The organism is Pseudomonas sp. CFBP13508 (assembly GCF_005233515.1).
Taxonomy (GTDB): domain Bacteria; phylum Pseudomonadota; class Gammaproteobacteria; order Pseudomonadales; family Pseudomonadaceae; genus Aquipseudomonas; species Aquipseudomonas mercuritolerans.
Genome location: NZ_QFZZ01000008.1, coordinates 241247 through 267030, shown reverse-complemented (window position 1 = coordinate 267030; position 25784 = coordinate 241247). Strand labels below are relative to the sequence as shown.

Genomic DNA, 25784 nt, shown 5'->3' with positions numbered 1-25784 from the left:
GCGAAGGGGAAGGGAGCAGATCTGCATGGTGTTCAGGGCTTGAGTTCGACTCAAGACGTGCAGTTGGTGATTTTGGTCAGGCAACTCGGTCGGCTCCCTCTCCTGGGGGAGAGGGCTGGGGTGAGGGGGCTCTTGAACTTGCCGCGCAATTACCGATCAGTTCCTTACCAGGGTCAGCCACGGGAGATCGGAGTTTTGCGCAATTTCAGGATCGCCATTCTGCTGGGAGCGCTGCTGTGCTTCGGCGTCAACACATCGCAAGCCGTCGCGCTGCCGGGCGTTCCGGCTGCCGCCGACTCGACGGAGAAACCCGCCGAACCGGAACCGCTGGTGCAGGGCGGTTTGCTCGGGGCGATCAGTACGAGTATCGACGATGTGCAGGAAAAACTCGATCTCAACGAACACCTGGTCGATGCCTGGCGGCTGCGCGCCGACCGTGCGGCGGATGAGGTCGATCGGCTGGTCAAGCAACCGTCGAACCGCTCGGGCTGGAGCGTGGCAGGGGATTTCCTCACGCTGTCGGGCGTATGGCTGGGCAGTTTCGCCCTGCTCACCGTGCTTGGCAGTCTATTGGCCAAGCGTCTACGTGAGGGCCGCTGGTTGCGCACCCGCCAGCGCAGTCAGGATCTCCTCGGCTATGTGCTGCCGTACACCGTGCCGGCGCTGATCTGCCTGCCGCTGACGCTGTATGTCAGCCATTTTCTGCAAGCTTCGGTGGGCCGCGCGCTGGCGCTGTGTCTGGCCTACGCCACCAGCAGCGGCATCTTTTCCACGTCGATGTTGTTGTGCGTGGTGGTGATGTTCAACGTCGGCCACAAGCGCGCCGCCGCGCGAATCATCCGTGAATACTGCCCGCGCCCGCTGTTCCTGATCGGCTTTCTCGCCGCCCTCAGCGATGCCCTGACCAGCCCGCAGATCGCCCGGCAACTGGGCGGCAATATCACCAGCAGCATCGCCGTGTTCACCGGGCTGATCGCCTCGGTTATCTTCGGTTTGCTGGTGATTCGCCTGCGCCGCCCGGTGGCGCATCTGATCCGCAATCGCCCGCTCGCTCAGCGTTTGAAACAACCGTCGCTGCAAGAGTCGCTGCGGATATTTTCCGGGCTGTGGTACTGGCCGATCGTGCTGATGGTGCTGGTCTCGGCAGTCAGTCTGATCGGCATCGGCGAGGACAATCAGAAAGCTCTGCGCTGCGCCTTGTTCACCACCGTGCTGCTGATCGCCACGGTGTTTCTCAGCACGGTATTGCAGCACCTGTTCAAGTCGCGCAAAGCCGAGGCGATCCAGCGCAGCAGTGCCTACAAGGAACGTTTTCTCAGCCTGTTGCATGCGTTGCTGCGCATCGTCATGGCGATTGTGTTCATCGATATTCTCGGGCGGATCTGGGGCGTGTCGCTGCTCGATTTCGCCCAGAGCAGCACCGTCGGTCGAGCGATCAGCAACGCCTTGAGCAGCATCGGCCTGATCTTCCTGGTGACGTGGCTGCTGTGGGTGGTGCTCGACACGGCGATTCAGGAAGCGCTGAAACCGCCGCTGAGCAAACGCGCGGCACGCCAGCCGAGCACGCGGGTGAAAACCATCCTGCCGTTGTTGCGCAATGCGATCAAAATCATCCTCGTGGTGATCTGCGCGATTACCACCATGGCCAACCTCGGCATCAACGTCGCGCCGCTACTGGCCGGTGCGGGCGTGGTCGGCCTGGCGATCGGTTTCGGTTCGCAGCAATTGGTGCAGGACGTCATCACCGGGCTGTTCATCATCATCGAAGACACTTTGTCGATCGGCGACTGGGTGGTGCTCGATTCCGGCCACGCCGGCACCGTGGAAGGCCTGACCATTCGCACCTTGCGCCTGCGCGACGGCAAGGGTTTTGTGCATTCGGTGCCGTTCGGCCAGATCAAGGCTGTGACCAACCAATCACGCCAGTTCGCCTTCGCGTTTTTCTCGGTGCAGTTCACTTACGACACCGATGTCGACAGAGCCATCGAGCTGATCCGCGAGGCCGGCGATTCGATCCGCGAAGACCCGTTCCTCAAGTACAACCTGCAAGGGCCGCTGGATGTATTTGGCGTGGACAAGATGGACTTGAACGGCGTGGTGTTGACGGCGCAATTCCGCACGGTGTCCGGTGGCCAATATGCGGTGAGCCGCGCGTTCAACCAGCGCTTGAAGAAGCTTGTGGATAACACAGCGAATGTGCATTTTGCGCAGACTTATCCACAGCAGGTGTTGTTGCCTAAGCGGCAGGAGGAGGGGGCGGTGGTTGCGGGTGATGTGCCGCAGGAGTCGCGGACCTGAAGCATGATTTTGGGGTGGAGGGCCGGCCATTCGCGAGCAGGCTCGCTCCCACAGGGGAAACGGGATTGGACTGTGGGAGCGAGCCTGCTCGCGAAGACGCCGGTGCGAACACTCTCAATGCCGGATCAGCTTGGCATGCAGTTGTCCCATGGCTATCGGATCCAGCTCTACCCAAACCTGCTGCTTGCTGGCAATCACCGCCGCCACCGGCACCCCATCGCGATACACCAGCCGATTGCTCACCAGCGCCGGCACTTTCACCCCGGGCAACAAGGTCCCGGCCAGATTCAATGGATCAACCCCACACACCGCCACCAGGCTGCCGTCCTGCGGGCGTCGGCGTACTTCGCGCAGCAAGGGAATGGCTTCGGGCAAGGCAAACTGCTCGCCAGCCAGACCACTGACAAACCGCCCGCCACGAATCTCGCCCCGCGCTTCCAGACGATGAAACGTGCGCAGCAATTCCCGCCAGCTCGGCAGCCAGTCCGCCTCGCGTTCCAGCAGACGCCAGAACACCACGCCGTAGCGGCGCAGCAGGGTCATGGCGACATGTTCGAGCGTCTCGGCGGCATCGGCTGACGAACCTCGGCGCAGCAATGCCCAGCGCCCGGCATCGTCCATGCCGCCGATAAACGCCCCGCGCCCGCGTCGACTGCTGCGCTGCTGGCGCTTGCTTGCGGGAGTGATCAGCGCGCGCAGACCGGCGAAGCTGTCGGCGTTCACCAAACCTGCGGCAACCAGTTCCTGCAAGGCGATTTCCAGTTCGCTGCGCAGCAGGCGCGCTTCGTGTATCAGCTCATCGAAAAACAGCGCGCCTTGCTGACTCAGCGCCTCGAAGACTTTCTGTGTTTTCGGCGATAACTCACTCACTGGCGTCTGTTCCGCCAATGCACTCCACAAACCCACCTGGCTGCGCGGCAGCAGCACAATCGGTGTACTGCGCAATGCCGAGCCGCTGACCTTCTGCCGCGCGCTGATGCGCGTCCACACCAGTTTGCCGTTGCGGCACAGGTCGTCCAGCCAGCTCGGCGAGTAGTCCTTGAGGCGCGCCGGCAGGATGTCGCTGTCCCACGCCGAAGCTGCCGCCGGGTAGCCTTCGAACTGGCCGATAATCGCCGGCAACACCGCGCTGCCCTGACCTTGGGTGGCCGGCGTCAGATGCTGCCAGTCGAACAGAAAACGCATGAAATCCTGCAATGCCACCGGTTCGATTTCCCGGCGCAGGCGCTTGACCGTGTAGCGATGGATGCGCGCCAGCAGATGGCGTTCGCACCATTCTTCAATCACGCTGTTCGGCGTGAACTGGCCGCGCAACACATAACCTTCACGCTCCAGTTGCGCGAGGGCCTGATTGACTTGCGCAACTGGCAGGGCGAGCGGCTCGGCAATGGCGGGCAACGGGATTGGCCCAAAGGCGCCGAGGCGGGCGCGGATCACTTCGACCAGCGCCTCATCGAATGCCCACGTGTCGTCGAATCCGGGCAGCACCACCGCCTCAGTCAGCAATGTCGCCTGTGGATAAAGTGCTTGCAGGCAACTCAAGCGTTCGCGGGCCAGCCATAACTGATGCTCGGCGTCGATCCGCAACAGGCAGGCGCGGCCGCTGGCAATCAGCGTTTGCAGCCAGTCCGGCCAACCCGCGTTGGCGCGGGCTTCGGCGTCGCTGATGCAGGCGAGGCTCATCAGCGCTTCATGCATCTCATCCAGGGAGTTGGGCGACGGCCAGGCTTCTTCGCGCACTGCGGTGATCGCATCTGCATCGAGTGCGCCGAGATCATCGGTCGACTGCGGATCGCTCCAGCGTCGATTGATCACCGCTTGCGTGCGGCGTTCCTCCAGCGGCGCGTCGTCGAGAAACGTGTACGGCCGGGCGCTGAGAATTTCTGCCGCCAGCGGCGACGGCGCAGGCAGATCACGGGCGATCAAGCGCACCTCGCCACGCTCCATGCGCCGCAGCAGGGTCAGCCAGCCTTCGCTGTCCATCGCTTCGTGCAGGCAATCGTCGAGGGTCTGTTCCACCAACGGATGCTCGGGGACTTCACGCTCGCCGGCGAGGTTTTCCAGGCAGGCGATCTGGTCGGGAAACACACTGGCGATCAGGTCTTCGCTTTTCATCCGTTGCAGTTGCGGAGCGACTTTGCGCCCGCCGGTGAAGCGCGGCAACGCCAGCGCCACCCCGGCATTCCAGCGCCAGCGCACGCCGAACAATGGCGCATCAAGCACCGCTTGAATGAGCGTGTGTTCAGCGCTGTTGCTGTGCAGGTAACGCCAGACTTCGTCGAGCTCGAAGCTGTGGCTGGTGGACAGCGACAGCACGATCGCGTCTTCGCTGGCGGCGGCCTGCAATTCGAAGTTGAAGGTGCGGCAGAAACGCTTGCGCAGGGCCAAGCCCCAGGCGCGGTTGATGCGGCTGCCGAACGGCGTGTGGATGATCAGTTGGGTGCCACCGGACTCGTCGAAAAACCGCTCCATCAACAGCGTGTCCTGCGAGGGCAGGGCGCCAAGGGTTTGCCGTGCGCGCGCCAGATATTCGACCAATTGCTCGGCGCTGGCGAGGTTGAGGCCGAGTATGGTGGTCAGCCAGTCGAGCGCCGGTTGCAGATTCCCGGGGCTGGCGCTGAGCAATTCGTCCAACTGCGCTTGCAGGCGCGCGACGGCCGCCGACAGTTCATCACTGCGCCCCGGCGCTTCGCCGAGCCAGAACGGAATGGTCGGCGGCATCCCCTGCGCATCCTCGACGCGCACTTTGCCGCTTTCCACCCGCAGGATGCGGTACGAGGTATTGCCGAGCTGGAACACGTCGCCGGCGATACTTTCCACGGCGAAATCTTCGTTGACGCTGCCGATGTTCAAGCCCTGGGGTTCGAGCAGCACGCTGTAGTCGGCGTTGTCCGGGATGGTGCCGCCACTGGTCACGGCGGTCAGTTGCGCGCCGCGCCGGCCACGCAAGGTGCGACTGACGGCATCGCGGTGCAGATAGGCGCTGCGGATGCCCTGACGGCCGTTGTAACCCTCGGCGAGCATGCTCAGCAGGGCCTGATAGTGTTTTTCATCGAGGTCGCGATACGGCCAGGCTCGGCGGTACATCGCCAGCAACGCGTCCTCCGACCATTCCTGGCAACTGACCTCGGCAATGATCTGCTGCGCCAGCACGTCCAGCGGTTTTTCCGGAATGTGCAGCGTATCCAGCTCGCCCCGGCGCACGCAGTCGAGCAGGGCGGCGCACTCGATCAGGTCGTCGCGGGTGGTGGCGAACAAACGCCCCTTGGGCGTGCCGCCGACCTGGTGTCCGGAGCGACCGACTCGTTGCAGAAACGCGGCGATCGAACGCGGTGAACTGATCTGGCAGACCAGGTCGACTTCACCGATATCGATGCCCAGCTCCAGCGACGCCGTGGCGATCAGCACCTGCAACTCGCCGCGCTTGAGGCGCTGTTCCGCATCGAGGCGAAACTCTTTGGCCAGGCTGCCGTGGTGCGCGGCCACGGCCTGCTTGCCGAGGCGCTCGCTCAGATGCCGGCTGAGGCGCTCGGCAAGGCGTCGGGTATTGACGAAAATCAGTGTGGTGCGATGCTCGCGGGCGAGTTCGGCGAGGCGCTCGTACACCAGTTCCCAGACATCATTGGCCATCACCGCCGACAGCGGCACCGGCGGCACTTCGATACCCAGGTCTCGTGGGCGGGCGTGGCCTATGTCGACGATTTCGCAGGGGCGGGCATGACCGACCAGAAACCGCGCCACGGCTTCTACCGGCTTCTGGGTGGCGGACAGGCCGATGCGGGTCAGCGGTTCGGCGCAGAGTGCTTGCAAACGCTCGAGGCTCAAGGACAGATGACTGCCGCGCTTGCCGGCGGCCATGGCGTGGATTTCGTCAATGATCACTGTGCGCGTGGTGCCGAGCATCCTGCGCCCGGATTCCGAGCCAAGCAGCACGTACAGCGATTCCGGGGTGGTGACCAGAATGTGCGGTGCGATCTTGCGCATGGCGGCGCGGTCTTTCTGCGGCGTGTCGCCGGTTCGTACGGCGGTAGTGATGGTCAGCTCCGGCAGGCCCATTTCGCGCAATTGCGCGGTAATGCCAGCGAGCGGGTTCTGCAGATTGATCTGGATGTCGTTGGACAGTGCCTTCAGCGGCGAGACATAGATCACCAGGGTTTCGGCGGGCAGGCCATCGGGCTGTTCCAGACCTCGATGGACAAGCTCATCGAGCACGGCGAGGAACGCGGTCAGGGTTTTGCCGGAGCCGGTGGGCGCGGCAATCAGCGTCGACCGGCGCTGGCGAATCAACGGCCACGCACGGGCCTGAGCGGCGGTGACCGCCGGGAAAGTCTTGTTGAACCAGGCACTGACTGCGGGGTGAAAACCGGCCAGCGCACTGTTGGCGGGGAGGGGCAGATTCATGACTGAAGTTATGCGGGCGGGGGCGGGAAGATGCAAGTACCGTTCGGACGCCTTCGCGAGCAGGCTCGCTCCCACCTTGGAACCCGGTCCCCTGTGGGAGCGAGCCTGCTCGCGAAGGGGCCGGTCAGGACGCCGCAAATTCGCGGATCTACACTTTACGGATGACGGTTGCGCACTAAACCCGCAAAATGCAACGATTCCGGCAATTATCGACGACGGTTCCACGAGAACCGTCGCCAAAGCCATCGTTCCAATCAGACTGGGCCTGCTGACTCTATGCGAATGCGCCTTATGTTACTGGGCGGCGGAAATGCCCTTGGGCAGGCGCTGATTCGCCTCGGTGCGGAAGAAGACATCGGTTTCCTCGCCCCCCGCCCGCCCGAAAACGGCTGGGATGCCGCGAGCCTCACGCAACTGCTCGACGACACCCGTCCCGATGCGTTGATCAACCTCGCCTACTATTTCGACTGGTTCCAGGCCGAGAGCGTCAGCGAAAGCCGCATGAGCGGCCAGGAACGCGCCATCGAGCGTCTGGCCGAACTGTGCCAGCACCACAACATTGTCCTTGTGCAACCGTCGAGCTATCGCGTGTTCGACGGCTCGCGGGCCACGGCCTACAGCGAGAAAGACGAACCGGTGCCGCTGGGCCTGCGCGGTCAGGCCTTGTGGCGCATCGAGCAAAGCGTTCGCGCGACCTGCCCGCAACATGTATTGCTGCGGTTTGGCTGGCTGCTCGACGACAGCCCGGACGGCACCCTCGGACGCTTCCTCGCCCGCGCGGAAAAACCCGAAGAATTGCTGCTGGCCGATGATCGTCGCGGCAATCCGACTCCGGTCGATGACGCCGCGCGAGTGATCATTTCCGTGCTCAAGCAACTCGACTGCGCCGCGCCGCTGTGGGGCACTTACCATTACGCCGGCCACGAAGCGACCACACCGCTGGCGCTGGGCCAGGCGATTCTCACCGAAGCACGCAGCCTGCATCCGCTGGCGATCGAAGCACCGACCGCGCAGGCCCACGCCGCGCGCCCGGACGCCGCCGAAGAACCGCAACACGCGGTACTGGCCTGCAAGAAAATTCTCCACACTTTCGGGATCAAGCCGCGCGCCTGGCGTGCCGCACTCCCAGGCTTACTGGACAGGTTTTACCGACATGGCTGAAGCAACGGTTCTGATCACTGGCGGAGCCGGATTCATCGGCTCGCACCTGACCGACGCGCTGCTCGCCAAGGGCTACGCAGTGCGCGTGCTCGACGACCTGTCGACCGGCAAGCGCAGCAATTTGCCGCTGGACAATCCCAAGGTTGAACTGGTGGTCGGCGATGTCGCCGATGCCGCTTTGGTCGCCAGCGCCATGCAAGGTTGCAACGCTGTCGCGCATCTGGCGGCCGTGGCCTCGGTGCAGGCCTCGGTGGACGACCCGGTGAAAACCCACCAGAGCAATTTCATCGGCACCCTGAATGTCTGCGAAGCCATGCGCCTGGGCGGGGTCAAGCGTGTGGTCTACGCCTCCAGCGCGGCGGTGTACGGCAACAATGGCGAGGGCGAGTCGATTGATGAAGACACGCCGAAGGCGCCGCTGACACCGTATGCCTCGGACAAACTGGCCGGTGAACATTACTTCGATTTCTACCGCCGCCAGCATGGCCTGGAGCCGGCAATCTTTCGCTTCTTCAACATCTTCGGCCCACGCCAGGATCCTTCCTCGCCGTATTCCGGGGTGATCAGCATCTTCAGCGAGCGCGCGTCGAAAGGTTTACCGATCACCGTGTTTGGCGATGGCGAGCAGACTCGGGATTTCCTCTTTGTCGGGGATCTGGTGGATTTGCTGGTGCAGGCGCTGGAAAAGCCTGAAGTACAGGAAGGCGCGGTCAATGTTGGCTGGAATCAGGCGATGAGCCTGAAGCAGATGCTCGAAGCGTTGAAATCGGTAGTCGGTGAGTTGCCGCCCGTGAGCTACGGGCCTGCGCGTTCGGGTGATATCCGTCATTCGCGAGCGGATAACCGACGTTTGCTGGAACGCTTTGAAATGCCACCGCAGACGCCGATGAGTGTCGGGTTGGCGCGCTTGCTCGGGCGCTCCTGAGAAGCCCCTCACCCTAGCCCTCTCCCAGGGGGAGAGGGAACTGACCGAGGTGTTTGTGAGAAGTACGCCGACTTGCGATACCCAGTCGAACTCAGGTTTTGAACAACACACAAATCGGCTCCCTCTCCCCCGGGAGAGGGCTGGGGTGAGGGGGCCGGGCCTCCACGCCCCACATGACTCAGCAGCAAATGAAAAAGGCGCCCTTCATCAGGCGCCTTTTTCACGGCCGGAATATCGCTATCCCTGTGGCGAGGGAATGTTATCCCCCGATCGACTGCGTACGGTCGTCGTCAGGTCTGTGCCTGCCCGCCACCAAGCCTCATTCACCACCACGTGAACGTTCAGTAAAAAATCGACTTAGAACTTATAGCCCAGACCGACCATGTAGATGAACGGATCGACGTCCACATTTACCCGCGCGCGGGTGCCGGGTGCGACGGCGTTGTTCTCCACGGTCGCGCGGGTGTCGATATCGATGTAGCGCACCTGGGCGTTGAGCATGATGTTGTCGGTGATCATGTAGTCGGCGCCGACCTGCCAGGCCAGGCCCCAGGAGTTTTTCGCCTTGAAGTTGCTGAAGCCGTTGGCGCTGGCTTCGCTGCCGACGTGTTCGTCGTAGATCCAGGTGTAGTTGATGCCACCACCCACATACGGCTGGAAGGCCGATTTCGAATCCAGCGGGTAGTAGACGACGCTGAGGGTCGGCGGCAGGTGCTTCAGCGTGCCGAGCTTGCCGTTGGCGGCGGGCAGGGCGGTGCCCTTGAGCTTGACGTCATGCTCGAACGGCGTCGCCGCAAGCAGCTCGATACCGATGTTGTTGGTGAGCATGTAGGCGAAGTTCAGACCCAGTTGGGTGTCGCTGCTCATGGTCGCCTTGCCGCCCAGATCAGTGCCGCTCAGCGGACCCTGATCGACCTTGACGCTGGAACTGTCGGCCTTCGGGTTGACGGTGATCGCGCCAGCGCGCACGAGAATGTCACCGGCTTCGTGGGCGTGGGCGAGCGGGGCTGCGAGCGCGAGGGCAAACAGCGGGGCGCTGAGCAAGGACTTGTTCATGGGGGCTCCGAAAGGACATAAAAATTCGATGTCCTAGGGTACGAAGCCGTCTGATACGGTGTTTTGACTCAGCTCAATGAAACAGTGAAGGGGCGGGGTTTTGTGGAACCCTTGAGGGCCTATTCGCGAGCAGGCTCGCTCCCACCTTGGAATGTGATCACCTGTGGGAGCGAGCCTGCTCGCGAAGACGATAGACCAGCCAATACAAAACTACCGGGAATTACTCCGGCAGCTCATACGCATAAATCTTCTCCGCCTCCATCTGATACCCGGCATCGGCCAGTTCACTGCTCGAGGTTTTCACCTGCAACGGCCCTTCGACCCAATACGGCTGATACAGCTCATCGAGCTTCACGCCCAGTTCGCTTTTCACATGGACGATCTGGTTCGACGGCGGTGGCGGTACGTGGATGCAGGCGCCGAAGTACGGCACCAGCAAAAAGTCGGTGGTGCGCCCCTCTTCGCTGACTTCCAGCGGCACGATATAGCCCGGCAAGCGAATGTTCTGTCCGTCGAGGCTCTTCACGACCGGTGCATTGGGCATGTCCTGCTTGGCCGCTGGTGCGGACTCGGCGGAAAGTGCGTCGCCCATCTTCGACAGGTCGTGCAGCGGGGTCATGTTCGGCACTTCCGGCGCGGCGTCCGGCGGGATCATTTCCGACCAGGTCAGGTCTTTCGGCGCCGCCGCCCACACGGGCAGGGCGACCAGCATCAGCAGCGCAAGCAGGGCGCGGGGCATGGTGAACATCCTCATAAACGGATCGACAGGCCATCGGCCAATGATTGGCGATACGCGCGCCAGGCCGGCACGCTGCCCATCAGCAGCGCGGCCGCCAGAATGCCACCGAGCAGCGTCCATTCATACTCGCTCGGCCATGCCAGCGGCAGGTACAAACCGTAATTGGCCTGCACGTAACCCTGCGCAGCGGCGATGCCGATGTACAGCAATGCCAGTCCGGCGATGACTCCGGCCAGCGCCAACGCAAAGGCTTCCAGCACCAGCAGGCTTGCGATGTGCCACGGCCGCGCCCCCACCGAACGCAGAATCGCCATCTCGCGGCGACGTTCGTTGAGGCTGGTGAGAATCGCCGTGAGCATGCCGATCAGCCCGGTCAGCACGACGAACAGCGAGACCACGAACAAGGCTTTCTCGGCCGTACTCATCAGGCTCCACAATTCCTGCAAGGCCACGCCCGGCAGGATCGCCAGCATCGGTTCGCCACGGTATTCGTTGATCTCGCGCTGCAAGGCGAAGGTGGAAATCTTGCTGTTGAGGCCGAGCATGAACGCGGTGATCGCTTGCGGGGTCAGGTCCATGTTGCGCGCCTGATCAGCGCTGATCCGCCCGTTGCCGCGCGCCGGCACACCGTTGTGCCAGTCGATGTGAATCGCCTCCATGCCGCCGAGGCTGATGTGCAACGTGCGGTCCACCGGGGTGCCGGTGCGCTGGAGGATGCCGACCACGGTGAAGGGTTTGTCGTCGTGCTTGACCAGGCTGATCGCCGCCACACCGTGGGCCAGCACCAGTTTGTCGCCGAGCTTGTAGTGCAGCGCTTCGGCGACTTCGGCGCCGAGCACCACTTCGAAAGGATCGGTGGCAAACGCGCGACCGTCGGCCAGCGCCAGGTGTTGCTGGCGCCCGTATTGATAGTGCTCGAAATAGGCTTCGGTGGTGCCCATCACGCGATAGCCGCGATGGGAATCGCCGAGGGACATGGGGATTGCCCACTTCACTTTCGGATTGTTGGCGAAGTGTTCGAAGCTGTCCCAGCGAATATTGTTGGTAGCGTTGCCGATGCGGAACACCGAATACAGCAGCAGGTTTACCGACCCCGAACGAGCACCGACGATCAGGTCAGTGCCGCTGATGGTGCTGGCGAAACTGGCCTTGGCTTCGGTGCGCACGCGCTCGACGGCGAGCAGCAGGCACACCGACAGGGCAATGGCGAAGGCGGTGAGCAATGCGGTGAAACGGCGGTTGGCCAGGCTGGCCATGGCCAGACGAAACAGATACATCTCAGACCTCGGCGGACGTAGCGGCGCGATTGAGATCGGCCAGGGACAGATGACGGTCGAACAGCGGCGCCAGGCTCTGGTCGTGGCTGACGAACAACAGACTCGATCCGGCCTCGCGGCACTCGGCAAACAGCAGGCGAATGAAATTCTCGCGGGCGTCGTAATCCAGCGCCGAGGTCGGTTCGTCGGCGATCACCAGTTCCGGTTGACCGATCAACGCGCGGGCGGCAGCGACCCGTTGTTGCTGGCCGATGGACAAGGAGTCGGCGCGGCGACTGAGCAGGCTTTCGTCCTTCAGACCCAAGTGCGCGAGCAGGGTGGCGGCGGCCTGATCGACGCTGCCGTGGCGCTGTTTCGCCCGTTGCGCACGCAGTTTCGAGAAGTGACACGGCAACTCAACGTTCTCGCGCACCGAGAGAAACGGCAGCAGGTTGAATTGCTGGAAAATGTAGCCAGTGTGATCGACACGAAACGTATCGCGCTGGCCGGCAGACAGTTCGGTCAGCTCCTGGCCGAGCAGGCGAATGCTGCCGCGACCGGGCTTCTGCACTCCGCCGAGCAGGCCGAGCAGGGTGGTCTTGCCGCTGCCGCTGGGGCCTTTGAGAAACAGGGTTTCGCCGGCTTCCAGACGAAACGCCGGGATGTCCAGCAGCGTCGGGTGACCGGGCCAGTTGAAGCCAAGGTCGGAAAGTTCGATGAGTGCTTGGGTCATGGCACCGATTTCATGGTTGGACACGGACGCCTGTAGGAGCTGACGAGTGCAACGAGGCTGCGATCTTTTGGTTGTAAAAAACCAGGATCAAAAGATCGCAGCCTCGTTGCACTCGTCAGCTCCTACAGGGGATCTTCATTCGCTTCAGAATTTCAGCGCAGCCGATTTTGCCGTCACTTCGGTACCTTGCTGGCCGGTCGCGCTGATCAGTTGTACCTGAATCTTCTGCGTCGCCGGGAAGGTCTTGAAGATGTTCGCCAGGTTCAGCGTGCTCAGCGCGCCCGGTGTGGCGCAGTTGAACTGGTAATGCGCATGGATTTCGCTGTGGTCGTGGTGATGCTCGTGACCGTCCTTGTCCGCTTCATCTTCGTCGTGATCGTCGGCGTCCGGTTTGTCGCCGAACAGCGGGCTTTCCAGTTCCTGACTGACCACCTTGCAGCCGGCCGCAGCGGGCAGGCTGAACAGAGCCAATGGTTTTTCCAGTTGCGCCCGAGCGGCAGCGACTTTGGCCTTGTCGGCATCGGACGTGGCGGCGTGTTCAAAACCGACCAGATTCATCGCCGGGCTTTCCAGCTCCAGCTCCAGGGTCTGACCATCGAGCGCGGCGTTCAGCCGACCCACGCCATGTTCGTGAGCGCCGAGGCTGCCGTGCTCATGATCATGATCGTGCTCATCAACCGCATGGGCAGCGGCCAGCGGCAACAGGGCAAACGGCAAAGCGAGCAACAGACGACGCATGACGGACTCCGAGAAAAATGAAAAGTTTGTTATGTAATCTTATAACGAAAGTGCGCAGAGTGTGCCCGTGCGCTTGAGATTGCGCAAGACATGGCTAAGCACCGCCCGGGATGAGTTCGCGGGCGGTGCTGGGATTGGATGTCATGCTTGCAGAATCAGAAGCCTGCGCCGGGATAGTCGAACCAATAGTGTCCCGAAAGAACATCGTTGATCAGATTTGCGTCGAGCACGCTCGGGGCATCGCGACTGAAACGCTGTCGCCAAGCCGGAAGCCACCAGTAGTTGATGGCTGTTCCGCGCGGAAATACCACCAGAGTCAGCACCTCCTTATCCATTTTGCCCTGCGTGTAGAGTTGATGACTGCGATCCATCAGGGCCATGTACTGGTCGATTGGCAGTCTGAACATAAGTGCCATGGTGAAGATTTTTTCACTCTGACTGAACGCCGGACTCTGCAGTACCCGCAATGCTTCGCAAGTGTGTGAATTCGGTTGACTCGCTATGCTCTGGCCTTCGGGGGTTGAAAGTATGTCGAAACGATCATCCATGTCTCGCCAGTCGGTCCGGCTATTGCGCTCAAAGTAATCACGAATAACAAGGGTCAGTGGACCTGCAGTTTCCCCGTCAGCGGGACAAGCCGAAAGATCGGCAGGCAACCAGATGCGCCATGCCACGATGAGCAAGAGTGGGGTCATCAATAGGGCGTAGTAACTTCGTTTCATTACAGGGTGCTGTGAGAAAAAGGACACTGTAGATGAATGCTCGATAACCGCCACACTGGACAACGTCGCTTGGCGTTGCACAAGTCCCGTGGGAGCATGCAGGTCAGAAAAGTGCAGGAGCGAACTTGATGTTGCGGATACGCGGAACGGTCGGCGAGGTGCCGGTGGATTTGACGGTGGAGCTGGATGACAGCGATTGGGCGAGGCTGGGTTCCGCGTTAAGCGGGCAGGCGCCGATTGCGCAGTCTGAGGCAGTGGTGTCGGCTCCGGCGGCGAAGCCAGTGAATCAGGACGATGCGCTGTGGCAGGTGGCCAAAGACTTGCTGCGCAAGGCCGGGCAACTCAGTGGACCGGATCTGCTCGATCAACTGGAAGCGCTCACCGGCAGTGCGGCAGCGGGCAAGCGTTTGCTGGTGCGTCTGCGCCACAGTTCCGATGTGAAAGTGGCGAGCGGCGGGGATACGCCGCTCTACAGCTGGATCGGGTAAGCCTTAAAAGATCGCAGCCTTCGGCAGCTCCTACAGAATCAGTGTTCATCCGCAAAAAGCCGCGATGAGCACGATCCGATGTAGGAGCTGCGGCACGCTGCGATCTTTTGCTCTCAATAAAGCGCAGCGAATACCTTGCGACGATAAGCCGTCACCAACGGATGATCATTGCCCAGCAGTTCGAACACCTGCAGCAAGGTCTTGTGCGGCAAGCCTTCGCCGTAGCTGCGGTTGCGGATGAAGAGCTTCAGCAAGGCGTCCAGCGCCGCTTCGTATTGCTGGCGCGCCAGTTGCTGGATCGCCAGTTGATACACCGCTTCATCATCCTGCGGATTTTGCGCCAGGCGGCTTTTCAGGTCGGCGGCGTCCGGTAGATTGCGGGCGAGGCCGAGGAACTGGATCTGCGCCTTGGCGCCGGCGAGTGCGGCTTTGTGCTCATCGCTCTTGACCGCGTCGAGCACGGTTTGCGCTTCGCCCAGCTCACCGCGTTCGGTCAGGCAGCGTGCGTAAAGGATCAGCGCTTTGGCGTTGGTATTGTCTTCATTGAGAATGGTCACCAGCACCGCTTCCGCCTCGGCGAAGTGACCATCGTCGAACATTGCCTGAGCCTGTTCGAACGGGTCGGCAGCGGCCGGTGGCGGCATCTGCACATGCGGTTCCAGCAGCGCGCGCACGGCGGATTCCGGTTGTGCCCCGGCAAAGCCGTCGACCGGCTGACCGTCCTTGAACAGCACCACGGTCGGCAGGCTGCGAATGCCGAAGCGGGCGACGATGTCCTGCTCGATGTCGCAGTTGACCTTGGCCAGCAGCAACTCGCCCTGATAGCTCTCGGCAATGCCTTGCAGCATCGGCATCAACGCCTTGCACGGCGCACACCATTCGGCCCAGAAATCCACCAGCACCGGTTTGTTGAAGGAGGCTTCGATCACCGACTGGTCGAAATCGGCAGTCGTGGCGTCGAAGATGTACGGCGTTTGCTGACTCATGGGGGATCTCTCTAAGCTTCAATGACCGCACTATAAGGGGTGACGCAAAAGATCGCAGCCTTCGGCAGCTCCTACTTTGGAATGCGTTGCACTGTAGGAGCTGCCGAAGGCTGCGATCTTTTGGCGGCGTCAATCACGCCGCGCATGGTAGAGGCTGACATGTCTGAATTCCTCAGGCTCGGCCAGATCCGGCAAGGTCATCGCTTCGAGCATTTCAATTCGCTCATATAACGGATGACGAAAATCCCGCACCCGCGAATCCGCCACCAGCGCCTCACGGCCGCGACTGAGAAACGCGTCGAGCAGCGGCAAGTTCGCCCGGTCATACAACACGTCGGCGACCAGAATCAGATCGAAGCGATCGGCCTCGGCAAAGAAATCCGTCGAATAATTCATCTGCACATCATTGAGCTCGGCATTCGCCCGGCACGCGGCGATCGCCAGCGGATCGAGATCGCAGGCCACCACTTCTAGCGCTCCGGCCTTCACCGCCGCGATGCCGGCAATTCCGGAACCGGCGCCGAAATCCAGCACGCGTTTGCCGCGCACCCAATCGGGGAACCGCGCCAGATACCGCGCCACCGCCAGACCGCTGGCCCAGCAAAAACTCCAATACGGCGGTTCATGCAGGATGCGCTGGGTTTCTTCCTGGCTGAATTCGCGGGCCATGTTGTCGCCGTCGATCAACCACAGCTGCAAATCAGTGCCCGGCAACGCACAGGCTTTCAGTCTGGCGTCGCCGAGCAATTCCCCCAAGGCCTGTTGCAGGTCGAGCGGTGCTGTCATGGCGCTTTGACGAATTGCAGCTGGCCCAAAGCCTGAGTAGTCGGTTGAGTGATGGTCTGCGACGGCAGGTGCAGGATCAGTTGCCCGGACTGGCTCGCGCGACCGCGCAGCTCGACCCGTGCGCCGGCCGGAAATGCCTCGGGGTTGAAGCGCAGGTGAAACGGCAGGATCTGGTTGTTGCCGATCAGGCTGGAACTGGCGAGCAATTGTTGCGGGCGATCCTTTTCATCGATCACCAGCAGCGCCAGTTCGACTTCGGCGCCGGCCGGCACGCCTTGCAGGGTGCCGCTCAATTCGCGCTGATGGGCTGGCAGCGGGCCGAGTTCGGCGGCCTCTCTGGCTTTTTTCTGCGCCTGTTGCGGCGCGGGGCCCGGCGTCGGCGGTTGCGGCTTGGGTGCGTCGCTGCCACAGGCCACCAGCAGGCTGAAAAGACTGAGCAGAACGAGCGGACGTAACGGCATTGGAGGCTCCGGCAGAATGAATTCCATGGATCAGACGATCATGCCGTTCTGTATACCGCAAAGCCTATGGCTTGTCTTGCCACGGGGATGCGCTACCATGGCCCTCCCATTTTTTGTTGCCAGCCACCATGCACTGTCCCTTCTGCGGTGCCAACGACACCAAGGTCATCGACTCGCGTCTGGTCGCCGAGGGCGAACAGGTGCGCCGCCGGCGTGAATGCCTGGCCTGCGGCGAACGTTTCACGACGTTCGAGACGGCCGAACTGGTGTTGCCGCGCCTGATCAAAACCGACGGCAGCCGCCAACCGTTCGACGAAGAAAAACTCCGCGCCGGCATGCAACGCGCGCTGGAGAAACGTCCGGTCAGCGTCGAGCGCCTCGAATCCTCTCTGGTCCATATCAAGCACAAGCTGCGCGCCACCGGCGAACGCGAGGTCAAATCCCTCGTGGTCGGCGAGCTGGTGATGGCCGAGCTGCAAAAGCTTGATGAAGTCGCTTATATCCGTTTTGCCTCGGTGTACAAGCGCTTCCAGGACCTCAATGAATTCCGCGAAGAGATCGACCGCCTCGCCCGCGAACCGGTGAAAGAATGACCACCGCCGCCGAGCAGGCGATCCTCGACGCGCATTTCATGGCCCGCGCGCTGGAACTGGCGCGCAAGGGCCACTACACCACCCATCCCAATCCGCGAGTCGGTTGCGTGGTGGTGCGTGACGGGCAGATTGTCGGCGAAGGCTGGCATGAGCGCGCCGGCGAACCCCATGCCGAAGTCCACGCCCTGCGCGCCGCTGGCGAGCAGGCCCGGGGCGCGACGGCGTATGTCACCCTCGAGCCTTGCAGCCACCACGGGCGCACGCCGCCGTGTGCCGATGCCTTGGTGACCGCTGGCGTTGCCCGGGTCGTGGCGGCGATGCGTGATCCCAATCCGCAGGTCGCCGGGCGCGGTTTGCAGCGCTTGGCTGATGCCGGTATTGCCACTGAAAGCGGTGTGCTGGAGGGCGAAGCACGCAAGCTCAATCAAGGTTTTCTGAAACGCATGGAGCATGGCTTGCCGTTCGTGCGGGTCAAGCTGGCCATGAGCCTCGACGGGCGCACAGCGATGGAAAGCGGCGAGAGCCAATGGATCACCGGCCCGGCGGCGCGTTCAGCGGTACAGCGTTTGCGCGCTGAGGCGGCTGTGGTGCTGACCGGCGCCGACACGGTGCTGGCCGATGGCGCACGCTTGACCGTACGCGCAGACGAACTCGGTCTGGACAGCGAGCAAACCGCGCTGGCCATGAGTCGCCCGCCATTGCGCGTATTGATCGATGGCCGCCTGCGAGTGCCGCTGGAGGCGCCGTTCTTCAAGGCCGGGCCGGCGCTGGTGGCCACCTGTGTCGCGGTCGAGGAGCAATATGCCAATGGCCCGGAATGCCTGATCGTGCCGGGTGATGACGGCCAGGTCGATCTGCATCAGTTGCTTATCGAACTGGCCAATCGTGGCACCAACGAGGTGCTGGTCGAGGCCGGTCCGCGTCTGGCCGGCGCCTTTGCGCAACTGGGGCTGGTCGACGAATTCGTGATCTTCATTGCCGGCAAGTTCCTCGGCTCCACGGCCCGTCCGCTGCTCGACTGGCCGCTGGCGCAGATGAAAGATGCGCCGGAGCTGAAAATCACTGAAATCCGCGCGGTGGGCGATGACTGGCGAGTCACTGCGATCCCTGTCCCTGCAGCCCGCGTATAATTCCCGGCCATCGCGTTAGCGCTGGCCTCGTTCTCAAGGAGAACCCCATGTTCACCGGCATCATCGAATCCATCGGCAGTATCCGCGCACTGATCCCAAAGGGCGGTGATGTGCGGGTGCACGTCGCAACCGGCAAGCTCGATCTGAGTGACGTCAAACTCGGCGACAGCATCGCGGTCAACGGCGTTTGCCTGACCGCCGTCGAGCTGCCGGGCGACGGTTTCGCCGCCGACGTCAGCCGCGAAACCCTTGATTGCACCGCCATGAATGACTTGAAAAGCGGCAGCCCGGTCAATCTGGAAAAAGCCCTGACCCCGACCACTCGCCTCGGCGGGCATCTGGTCAGCGGACACGTCGACGGCGTCGGTGAAGTGGTATCGCGCAGCGACAATGCCCGCGCCGTGGAATTTCGCATCCGCGCGCCGAAAGAACTGGCCAAGTACATCGCCCACAAAGGCTCGATCACCGTCGACGGCACCAGCCTGACCGTGAACGAAGTCGATGGCGCCGAATTCATGCTGACGATCATTCCGCACACCCTCAGCGAAACCATCATGGCTTCATATAAGCCGGGCCGCCGGGTGAATCTGGAAGTCGACCTGCTGGCGCGTTATCTGGAGCGTCTGCTGCTGGGCGACAAGGCCGCCGAGAAGACCGCCGGCAGCACCATCACCGAAAGCTTTCTGGCCCAAAACGGCTACCTCAAATAATTCAAAAGAAGGGGGTGCCTTGTGGCGCTCAATAGCATCGAAGAACTGGTTGAAGACATCCGCCAAGGCAAGATGGTCATCCTCATGGATGACGAAGACCGCGAGAATGAAGGCGATCTGATAATGGCCGCCGAATGCTGCCAAGCCGAACACATCAACTTCATGGCCAAGCACGCCCGTGGCCTGATCTGCATGCCGATGAGCCGCGAGCGCTGCGAACTGTTGAAGCTGCCGCTGATGGCGCCGCGCAACGGTTCCGGTTTCGGCACCAAGTTCACCGTATCGATCGAAGCTGCCGAAGGCGTGACCACCGGCATCTCCGCCGCCGATCGCGCGCGCACCGTGCAGGCCGCTGCGGCCAAGGACGCCAAGGCTGAAGACATCGTCAGCCCGGGCCACATTTTCCCGCTGATGGCCCAGGCCGGCGGCACCCTCGCTCGCGCCGGCCACACCGAAGCCGCTTGCGACCTGGCGCGCATGGCCGGTTTCGAGCCGAGCGGAGTGATCTGCGAAGTGATGAACGACGACGGCACCATGTCCCGTCGCGCTGAACTCGAAGCCTTTGCCGCCGAACACAACATCAAGATCGGCACCATCGCCGACCTGATCCACTACCGAATGATCCACGAACGTACCGTTCAGCGGATTGCCGAGCAGCCGCTGGACAGCGAACTGGGCCAATTCAACCTGGTGACCTATCGTGATTCGGTGGAAGGCGACGTGCACATGGCCCTGACGCTGGGCACTGTCTGCGCTGAAGAACCGACGCTGGTTCGCGTGCACAACATGGACCCGCTGCGCGATCTGCTGATGGTCAAGCAACCGGGCCGCTGGAGCCTGCGCGCCGCCATGGCTGCGGTCGCCGAGGCCGGCAGCGGTGTGGTGCTGCTGCTCGGTCACCCGCTCGATGGCGACGTGCTGCTGGCGCATATCCGTGAAACCGGTGAGCAGGCAGCGCCGAAAAAACCGACCACCTACAGCATTGTCGGTGCCGGTTCGCAGATCCTGCGTGACCTCGGCGTGCGCAAAATGCGCTTGATGTCGGCACCAATGAAGTTCAATGCGATATCCGGTTTCGATCTGGAAGTTGTAGAATACGTGCCCTCCGAATAATGACCGGCTGTTTCCGGACTCCGATTCGCGGCAAATAATCACTGAGGGACGCGTAGCAGACGCGTCCCGGCTCTTTAAGAGAACTGACGAATGACCCTGAAGACCATCGAAGGTACCTTCATCGCCCCCAAAGGCCGCTACGCTCTGGTAGTGGGCCGCTTCAACAGCTTCGTGGTTGAAAGCCTGGTCAGCGGTGCCGTTGATGCCCTGGTTCGCCACGGCGTGAGCGAAAGCGACATCACCATCATTCGCGCACCGGGCGCCTTCGAAATCCCGCTGGTTGCGCAGAAAGTCGCCCAGAAAGGCGAGTTCGCAGCGATCATCGCCCTTGGCGCGGTCATTCGTGGCGGTACTCCGCACTTCGAATACGTGGCTGGCGAGTGCACCAAAGGCCTGGCCCAGGTCTCCATGGAATTCGGCGTTCCGGTTGCGTTCGGCGTGCTGACCGTCGACTCCATCGAGCAAGCCATCGAACGTTCCGGCACCAAGGCCGGTAACAAAGGTGCCGAAGCTGCCCTGTCCGCTCTGGAAATGGTCAGCCTGCTGGCGCAGTTGGAGGCCAAGTGATTAGCGACGAAAGCGATCGTTTCAACCCGCGCGATCCGAAACCTGCGGATGCCGGCAAACCCTCGAAAAGCGTCAAGCGTCGCGAAGCCCGTCAGCTCGCGACTCAGGCGCTGTACCAGTGGCACATGGCCAAGCAATCGCTGAACGAGATCGAAGCGCAGTTTCGCGTTGATAACGATTTCACCGATGTCGACGGTGCCTACTTCCGCGAAATCCTTCACGGGGTTCCGCAGTTCAAGACCGAAATCGACACTGCCCTGACGCCTTGCCTGGATCTGGCGATCGAAGAGCTCGACCCGGTTGAACTGGCGGTTCTGCGCCTGTCGACCTGGGAACTGCTCAAGCGCGTCGACGTGCCGTACCGCGTTGTGATCAACGAAGGTATCGAGCTGGCCAAGGTGTTCGGTTCGACCGACGGCCACAAGTTCGTCAACGGCGTGCTCGACAAGCTGGCCCCGCGCCTGCGTGAAGCTGAAGTGAAGGCGTTCAAGCGCTGATCGGCGCTTGAATACTTTTTCTCGGCCATGGGCGAGTTTGAGCTGATCCGCAATTTCTTCGCCGCCGCGCCTTGTGCGCAGGGCGGCGAAGGCGTTGCTTTGGGGATCGGCGACGACTGCGCCTTGCTGGCGGTTCCCGCAGGGGAACAGCTGGCGGTTTCTACCGATACGCTGGTGGCCGGTGTGCATTTCGCCGACCCCTGCGATCCGTTTCTGCTCGGTCAGCGCTCGCTGGCCGTCGCGGTCAGTGACCTGGCCGCCATGGGCGCCGCGCCCGTTGCCTTCACCCTTGCCCTGACCTTACCGACGGTAACCGCCGATTGGCTGCAAGCCTATGCCCGTGGTCTGAACCGCATGGCGCAAAGCTGCGGCGTCGCACTGGTCGGCGGCGACACCACGCGCGGACCGTTGAGCCTGACGGTCACCGTGTTCGGCCGCGTACCCGCTGGCCAGGCCTTGACCCGCAGCGGTGCGCAGGCCGGTGATCTGCTCTGCGTCGGCGGCGAACTGGGCAATGCCGCCGGCGCCTTGCCGCTGGTATTGGCCCAACGTGATGCCGAAGCGCATATCGCCCGGCCGCTGCTCGAGCATTACTGGTCGCCGCAGCCGCAACTGGCCCTCGGTCAGGCCCTGCGCGGCAAGGCTACGGCGGCGCTGGACATCTCCGATGGCCTGCTCGCCGATTGCGGGCATATCGCGCTGGCGTCGAAGGTGCGACTTGAGATTGAACGCGAGCGTGTACCGTTGTCGGATGCTTTAGTCGCGTTTCTCGGCCAGCGCGGTGCCGAGCGCGCGGCATTGAGCGGTGGTGATGATTACGTACTGGCCTTCACCTTGCCGACCGCCGAGTTGCCGGCACTGCTGGCCGACGGTTGGCCGATCCATGTGATCGGGCGAGTGCTGCCGGGCCAGGGCGTGGTGCTGCTGGACCGCGACGGGCACGACATCACTCCGCAAATTCGCGGCTACCAACATTTTCAGGAGACACCGTGACAGATCACCCGAAACAGGTCCCTGCCGAATTCGTGCCTCCCTCGGTCTGGCGCAATCCGTGGCATTTCCTCGCGTTCGGCTTCGGCTCCGGCACCTTGCCAAAAGCGCCGGGGACGTGGGGCTCGCTGGTGGCCCTGCCGTTCATTCCGCTGTGGCAGATGCTGCCCGACTGGGGCTACTGGCTGATGCTTGGCATCACCATGCTGTTCGGCTTCTGGCTGTGCGGCAAAGTCGCTGACGATTTGCGCGTGCACGATCACGAAGGCATCGTCTGGGATGAAATGGTCGGCATGTGGATCACCCTGTGGCTGGTGCCGGAAGGCTGGTACTGGTTGCTCGCGGGTTTTCTGGTGTTCCGCTTCTTCGATATTCTCAAGCCGTGGCCGATCCGCTGGATCGACAAGCATGTGCATGGCGGCGTCGGCATCATGCTCGACGACGTGCTGGCCGGTGTGTTCGCCTGGCTGGCGATGCAAGGGCTGGTCTGGGTATTCGCCTGATTCGACTCACGTGAGGAAACACGCAATGCTGCGACGCGGGTTGGCGCTGCTGCTTCTGGCTCTGCTGGGCACGTTCGCCCATGCGCAGGCCGCCGCGCCTGTGCCTGGGGTGATCCATCTGGCCAGCGAAGACTGGGAGGATTACACCGCCGCCGATGGCCACGGCCTGGCCTGGGACGTGTTGCGCAAAGTCTTCGAGCCGGCCGGGGTCAAGCTGGATATCCGCACGGTGCCGTATACCCGTTCGATCGGGCTGGTGCAGTTGAAGGAAGTCGACGCGCTGGTCGGCTCCTACCGCGACGAGGCCGAGCGCGTGCTGTACCCGCAGTGGAAATTCGACTCCGATCACATCTACGCGCTGGGCTTGGCGAGCAGCCCGCCGCCGACACAGGCGACGCTGGGCAAATACCGCTTGGCCTGGGTGCGCGGCTACCGCTACGAAAACTATCTGCCGAACATCAAGCGCTTCAACCAGATCGAACGGCGCACCGGCATTCTGCTGATGCTCAAGCAGGGGCGGGCGGATTACTACATCGATGCGCTGACCGAAATTGAAGCCGTCGTGCGCGACGCGGCGGATCCGGCGCAGTACCGTTATTCGCATCTGGCCGAACTGCCGCTTTTTCTCGGTTTCGCCGATACCCCGCAGGCCCGCGCGCTTATGGCGCTGTATGACCGGCGCATGGCGGAACTGGTCAAGAGCGGGGAGTTGAAGCCGGTCTTCGAGAAGTGGCAGCAGCCGTATCCGTTCAACCCGAACTGAAGCCCAACACAAATCCCTGTAGGAGCTGTCGAGTGCAACGAGGCTGCGATCTTTTGATCTGCTGCTTGTAGATCAAGATCAAAAGATCGCAGCCTCGTTGCACTCGACAGCTCCTACAGGGAGCGGGAGTGTCATCAAACTTTTTGATCGTTATGCCCGATAATTCAGCCTAAGCGTCTGTAGGAACCTGCTGTTACAATGCCCGCCTGCGAATTTTCAGTCTTCTAGATCAGGAGCACATCGGTGCCTGTCGTCTTCGTCGCCGCTTCCAAGCTGCCAACGCCTTTTGCGCAATTCACCATGCACGGCTTTCTCGATGAGAGCACCGGGCGTGAGCACGTCGTGCTGAGCCTCGGTGAAATTGCCGATGGCGCCCCGGTACTCGGTCGTCTGCATTCCGAATGCCTGACCGGCGATGCCTTGTTCAGCCAGCGTTGCGACTGCGGCTCGCAACTGGAAGCGGCGTTGCAGGCGATCGCCCGCGAAGGCCGTGGCGTGCTGCTGTATCTGCGTCAGGAAGGTCGCGGCATCGGGCTGCTGAACAAGATCCGCGCCTATGAATTGCAGGACGGCGGCGCCGATACCGTGGAAGCCAACGAGCGTCTGGGCTTTGCTGCCGATCAGCGCGACTACGCCATGTGCCTGCCGATGCTCGAACACTTGGGTGTGAAATCCCTGCGCCTGATGACCAACAACCCGCGCAAGGTCAAAGCGCTGACCGACATGGGCATTGTCGTCGCCGAGCGCGTGCCGCTGCACACCGGCCACAATCCGCACAACAAACTCTACCTGGCGACCAAGGCCAGCAAGCTCGATCACATGATGGGCAACGAGCATCAGGGCGAGGTCGACCGCGCGTGACCCGCGGCCAGGTGCGGCGGCGGTTGGCGGTGGCCTGGTGGCAATACCTGGCGTTGGCGCTGTTGCCGCTGTTCATGCTCAACGCGCTGTTCGGTGAAGGCCAGGGCCTGTTGCCAGTGCTGGCGATGCCTTTGTTCATCGCCGGCGTCGCCTCGATGTTTGTCAGCCTGAAGTATTTCGCCCGCTACAAACACGCCCTGATCGCTACGCAAAAAGCCCTCGATAGCGCCGAAGAACCCGCTGCCTGGATTGCCCTCGCGGCGCGTCGGCGTGCGGCGTTGCTGGTGGCGTCTTTGCCGGCCTGGATTGGCGCACTGGCGGTATTCGTTGGCCTCGAAGCCATGCCATTGATGCTGCTGGCGCTGTCCACCGCCGTGCTGTTCTACCTCTACCGTATTCCGCGTCAACTCGGCTGATGCGTCGCCTGTGGCTGGCGGTTCTGCTGCTCGGCCTGAGCAGCCCGGCGCTGGCCGCACTGCGGGTGGTCAGCCTCGCCCCCTCGCTGTCTGAAATCGTCGTTGAGCTGGATTCCGCCGACCTGCTGGTCGGCGTGCTGGATGCGGGCGAGCGGCCGGCGGCGATAGCGGATGTTCCATCAGTGGGCCGCTACGGCCAGCTCGACATGGAGCGCTTGCTCAGCCTGAAACCGGATTTGCTGCTGCTCTGGCCCGGCAGCGTCGGCGCCGGGCAGCGTGATCAGCTCAAGCGCCTGAACATTCCCACGTTTGTCGCCGAGCCGCATACGTTGACGCAACTTGCGGCGCAGATCGAAGCCATTGCCGAACAGCTCGGGCGTCCTGAACGCGGGGCGCAACGAGCGGCCGAATTGCGTAAACAACTGGATGACCTTCGTCAGCGTTATCGTCGTGATGTGCCGCTGCGGGTGTTTTATCAAGTCTGGGACAAGCCGCTTTACACCGTGGGTGGCGGGCAGATCATCAGCGATGCGCTTGAGGTGTGCGGCGCGCGCAATGTCTTCGCCGAGCTGAATCTGCCGGCACCGCAGGTGAGTATCGAGGCGGTATTGCAGCGTGATCCGGAAGTGATTGTCGCCGGTGATCAGGCGCAGCTAGGGGCGTGGAAGACCTGGCCGCAGGTGGCAGCAGTCAGGCAGGGGAGACTGCTATTGGTCAGTGACAAAGGTCTGGAAAGGCCCAGTGGTCAGATGATCAGTGCGACCGCCAAACTCTGCCAATTGATCGCGCCGGATCGGTAGACCGCATCGCCTGTATTCGCGAGCAGGCTCGCTCCCACACTGGATTTGCGTTGAAAACAAACTGTGTGGCCGCACTCAGTCTACTGTGGGA

At 62.3% G+C, this 25784-nt stretch carries 26 protein-coding genes; 16 read left to right on the top strand and 10 right to left on the bottom strand.

Features of this window, described 5'->3' with window-relative positions; all coding sequences use genetic code 11:
• Positions 1–195 precede the first annotated feature (195 nt).
• A complete protein-coding gene (locus PspCFBP13508_RS22130) occupies positions 196–2298 on the top strand; it encodes a mechanosensitive ion channel family protein (protein ID WP_137215699.1) in 2103 nt (700 codons plus the stop codon).
• A gap of 114 nt (positions 2299–2412) precedes the next feature.
• Here the strand turns inward: PspCFBP13508_RS22130 and PspCFBP13508_RS22125 are convergent, their stop codons facing one another.
• Complete coding sequence (locus PspCFBP13508_RS22125) at positions 2413–6699, bottom strand: DEAD/DEAH box helicase (RefSeq protein ID WP_137215698.1); 4287 nt, start codon at positions 6697–6699, stop codon at positions 2413–2415.
• Positions 6700–6975: 276 nt separating this feature from the next.
• Between PspCFBP13508_RS22125 and PspCFBP13508_RS22120 the strand changes: the two genes are divergently transcribed.
• On the top strand, positions 6976–7860 hold the full coding sequence (locus PspCFBP13508_RS22120; RefSeq protein ID WP_137215697.1) for a sugar nucleotide-binding protein: 885 nt from the start codon (positions 6976–6978) through the stop codon (positions 7858–7860).
• Positions 7853–8785, top strand: a complete 933-nt coding sequence (locus tag PspCFBP13508_RS22115) for an NAD-dependent epimerase/dehydratase family protein (RefSeq protein WP_137215696.1) — start codon at positions 7853–7855, stop codon at positions 8783–8785. Before PspCFBP13508_RS22120 ends, PspCFBP13508_RS22115 begins: the two co-directional genes overlap by 8 nt.
• 357 nt (positions 8786–9142) lie before the next feature.
• Here the strand turns inward: PspCFBP13508_RS22115 and PspCFBP13508_RS22110 are convergent, their stop codons facing one another.
• The 6 genes from PspCFBP13508_RS22110 to PspCFBP13508_RS22085 all read right to left on the bottom strand — a co-directional run bounded on the left by PspCFBP13508_RS22110 (position 9143) and on the right by PspCFBP13508_RS22085 (position 14029).
• On the bottom strand, positions 9143–9841 hold the full coding sequence (locus tag PspCFBP13508_RS22110; protein ID WP_130911715.1) for an OmpW family outer membrane protein: 699 nt from the start codon (positions 9839–9841) through the stop codon (positions 9143–9145).
• Between the two features lie 220 nt (positions 9842–10061).
• Positions 10062–10580: a DUF3299 domain-containing protein gene (locus PspCFBP13508_RS22105; protein ID WP_137215695.1), complete on the bottom strand. Its 519-nt coding sequence runs from the start codon at positions 10578–10580 to the stop codon at positions 10062–10064.
• An 11-nt stretch (positions 10581–10591) separates the two neighbouring features.
• Entirely contained in the window at positions 10592–11857 is a 1266-nt protein-coding gene (locus PspCFBP13508_RS22100; RefSeq protein ID WP_137215694.1) for an ABC transporter permease, read from the bottom strand.
• Between the two features lies 1 nt (position 11858).
• Positions 11859–12569 carry an ABC transporter ATP-binding protein gene (locus PspCFBP13508_RS22095; RefSeq protein ID WP_137215693.1) on the bottom strand — a complete coding sequence of 237 codons (711 nt, stop codon included), beginning with the start codon at positions 12567–12569 and terminating at the stop codon, positions 11859–11861.
• A gap of 144 nt (positions 12570–12713) precedes the next feature.
• On the bottom strand, positions 12714–13307 hold the full coding sequence (locus tag PspCFBP13508_RS22090) for a DUF2796 domain-containing protein (RefSeq protein WP_137215692.1): 594 nt from the start codon (positions 13305–13307) through the stop codon (positions 12714–12716).
• 155 nt (positions 13308–13462) lie between these two features.
• Positions 13463–14029: a hypothetical protein gene (locus PspCFBP13508_RS22085; RefSeq protein WP_071173727.1), complete on the bottom strand. Its 567-nt coding sequence runs from the start codon at positions 14027–14029 to the stop codon at positions 13463–13465.
• A gap of 128 nt (positions 14030–14157) precedes the next feature.
• Between PspCFBP13508_RS22085 and PspCFBP13508_RS22080 the strand changes: the two genes are divergently transcribed.
• A complete protein-coding gene (locus tag PspCFBP13508_RS22080; protein WP_137215691.1) occupies positions 14158–14517 on the top strand; it encodes a hypothetical protein in 360 nt (119 codons plus the stop codon).
• Between the two features lie 113 nt (positions 14518–14630).
• On the opposite strand, the gene trxA is transcribed toward PspCFBP13508_RS22080, so the two are convergent.
• The 3 genes from trxA to PspCFBP13508_RS22065 form a co-directional block, all read right to left on the bottom strand.
• Entirely contained in the window at positions 14631–15503 is an 873-nt protein-coding gene (gene trxA / locus PspCFBP13508_RS22075; RefSeq protein WP_137215690.1) for a thioredoxin, read from the bottom strand.
• Between the two features lie 129 nt (positions 15504–15632).
• Positions 15633–16289 (bottom strand): 50S ribosomal protein L11 methyltransferase, encoded by a 657-nt coding sequence (locus PspCFBP13508_RS22070; protein ID WP_137215689.1) that lies wholly within the window; start codon positions 16287–16289, stop codon positions 15633–15635.
• Positions 16286–16750 carry a YbaY family lipoprotein gene (locus PspCFBP13508_RS22065; RefSeq protein ID WP_137215688.1) on the bottom strand — a complete coding sequence of 155 codons (465 nt, stop codon included), beginning with the start codon at positions 16748–16750 and terminating at the stop codon, positions 16286–16288. Before PspCFBP13508_RS22065 ends, PspCFBP13508_RS22070 begins: the two co-directional genes overlap by 4 nt.
• A gap of 128 nt (positions 16751–16878) precedes the next feature.
• Here PspCFBP13508_RS22065 and nrdR point away from each other — a divergent pair, with 128 nt between their 5' ends.
• The 12 genes from nrdR to PspCFBP13508_RS22005 all read left to right on the top strand — a co-directional run bounded on the left by nrdR (position 16879) and on the right by PspCFBP13508_RS22005 (position 25693).
• Entirely contained in the window at positions 16879–17343 is a 465-nt protein-coding gene (gene nrdR, locus PspCFBP13508_RS22060) for a transcriptional regulator NrdR (protein ID WP_007910946.1), read from the top strand.
• Entirely contained in the window at positions 17340–18473 is a 1134-nt protein-coding gene (ribD, locus tag PspCFBP13508_RS22055; RefSeq protein ID WP_137215687.1) for a bifunctional diaminohydroxyphosphoribosylaminopyrimidine deaminase/5-amino-6-(5-phosphoribosylamino)uracil reductase RibD, read from the top strand. The genes nrdR and ribD overlap by 4 nt, the downstream gene beginning before the upstream one ends.
• A gap of 47 nt (positions 18474–18520) precedes the next feature.
• Entirely contained in the window at positions 18521–19183 is a 663-nt protein-coding gene (locus tag PspCFBP13508_RS22050) for a riboflavin synthase (RefSeq protein WP_137215686.1), read from the top strand.
• A gap of 21 nt (positions 19184–19204) precedes the next feature.
• The gene (ribBA, locus tag PspCFBP13508_RS22045; RefSeq protein WP_039761895.1) at positions 19205–20296 is read left to right on the top strand and encodes a bifunctional 3,4-dihydroxy-2-butanone-4-phosphate synthase/GTP cyclohydrolase II; all 1092 of its coding nucleotides are present in this window, start codon (positions 19205–19207) and stop codon (positions 20294–20296) included.
• Between the two features lie 90 nt (positions 20297–20386).
• A complete protein-coding gene (gene ribE / locus PspCFBP13508_RS22040) occupies positions 20387–20863 on the top strand; it encodes a 6,7-dimethyl-8-ribityllumazine synthase (protein ID WP_003228649.1) in 477 nt (158 codons plus the stop codon).
• Positions 20860–21360, top strand: coding sequence for a transcription antitermination factor NusB (gene nusB, locus PspCFBP13508_RS22035; RefSeq protein WP_039761889.1), 501 nt, complete (start codon positions 20860–20862; stop codon positions 21358–21360). The genes ribE and nusB overlap by 4 nt, the downstream gene beginning before the upstream one ends.
• Positions 21361–21387: 27 nt before the next feature.
• The gene (gene thiL, locus PspCFBP13508_RS22030) at positions 21388–22353 is read left to right on the top strand and encodes a thiamine-phosphate kinase (RefSeq protein WP_130912735.1); all 966 of its coding nucleotides are present in this window, start codon (positions 21388–21390) and stop codon (positions 22351–22353) included.
• Positions 22350–22853, top strand: a complete 504-nt coding sequence (locus tag PspCFBP13508_RS22025; protein WP_039761886.1) for a phosphatidylglycerophosphatase A — start codon at positions 22350–22352, stop codon at positions 22851–22853. The genes thiL and PspCFBP13508_RS22025 overlap by 4 nt, the downstream gene beginning before the upstream one ends.
• 25 nt (positions 22854–22878) lie before the next feature.
• Entirely contained in the window at positions 22879–23616 is a 738-nt protein-coding gene (locus tag PspCFBP13508_RS22020) for a transporter substrate-binding domain-containing protein (protein ID WP_137215685.1), read from the top strand.
• 243 nt (positions 23617–23859) lie between these two features.
• A complete protein-coding gene (gene ribA / locus PspCFBP13508_RS22015; protein ID WP_024014485.1) occupies positions 23860–24477 on the top strand; it encodes a GTP cyclohydrolase II in 618 nt (205 codons plus the stop codon).
• Entirely contained in the window at positions 24474–24893 is a 420-nt protein-coding gene (locus tag PspCFBP13508_RS22010; RefSeq protein ID WP_137215684.1) for an MFS transporter, read from the top strand. The genes ribA and PspCFBP13508_RS22010 overlap by 4 nt, the downstream gene beginning before the upstream one ends.
• The gene (locus PspCFBP13508_RS22005; protein ID WP_137215683.1) at positions 24893–25693 is read left to right on the top strand and encodes a cobalamin-binding protein; all 801 of its coding nucleotides are present in this window, start codon (positions 24893–24895) and stop codon (positions 25691–25693) included. Before PspCFBP13508_RS22010 ends, PspCFBP13508_RS22005 begins: the two co-directional genes overlap by 1 nt.
• Positions 25694–25784: the final 91 nt, after the last annotated feature.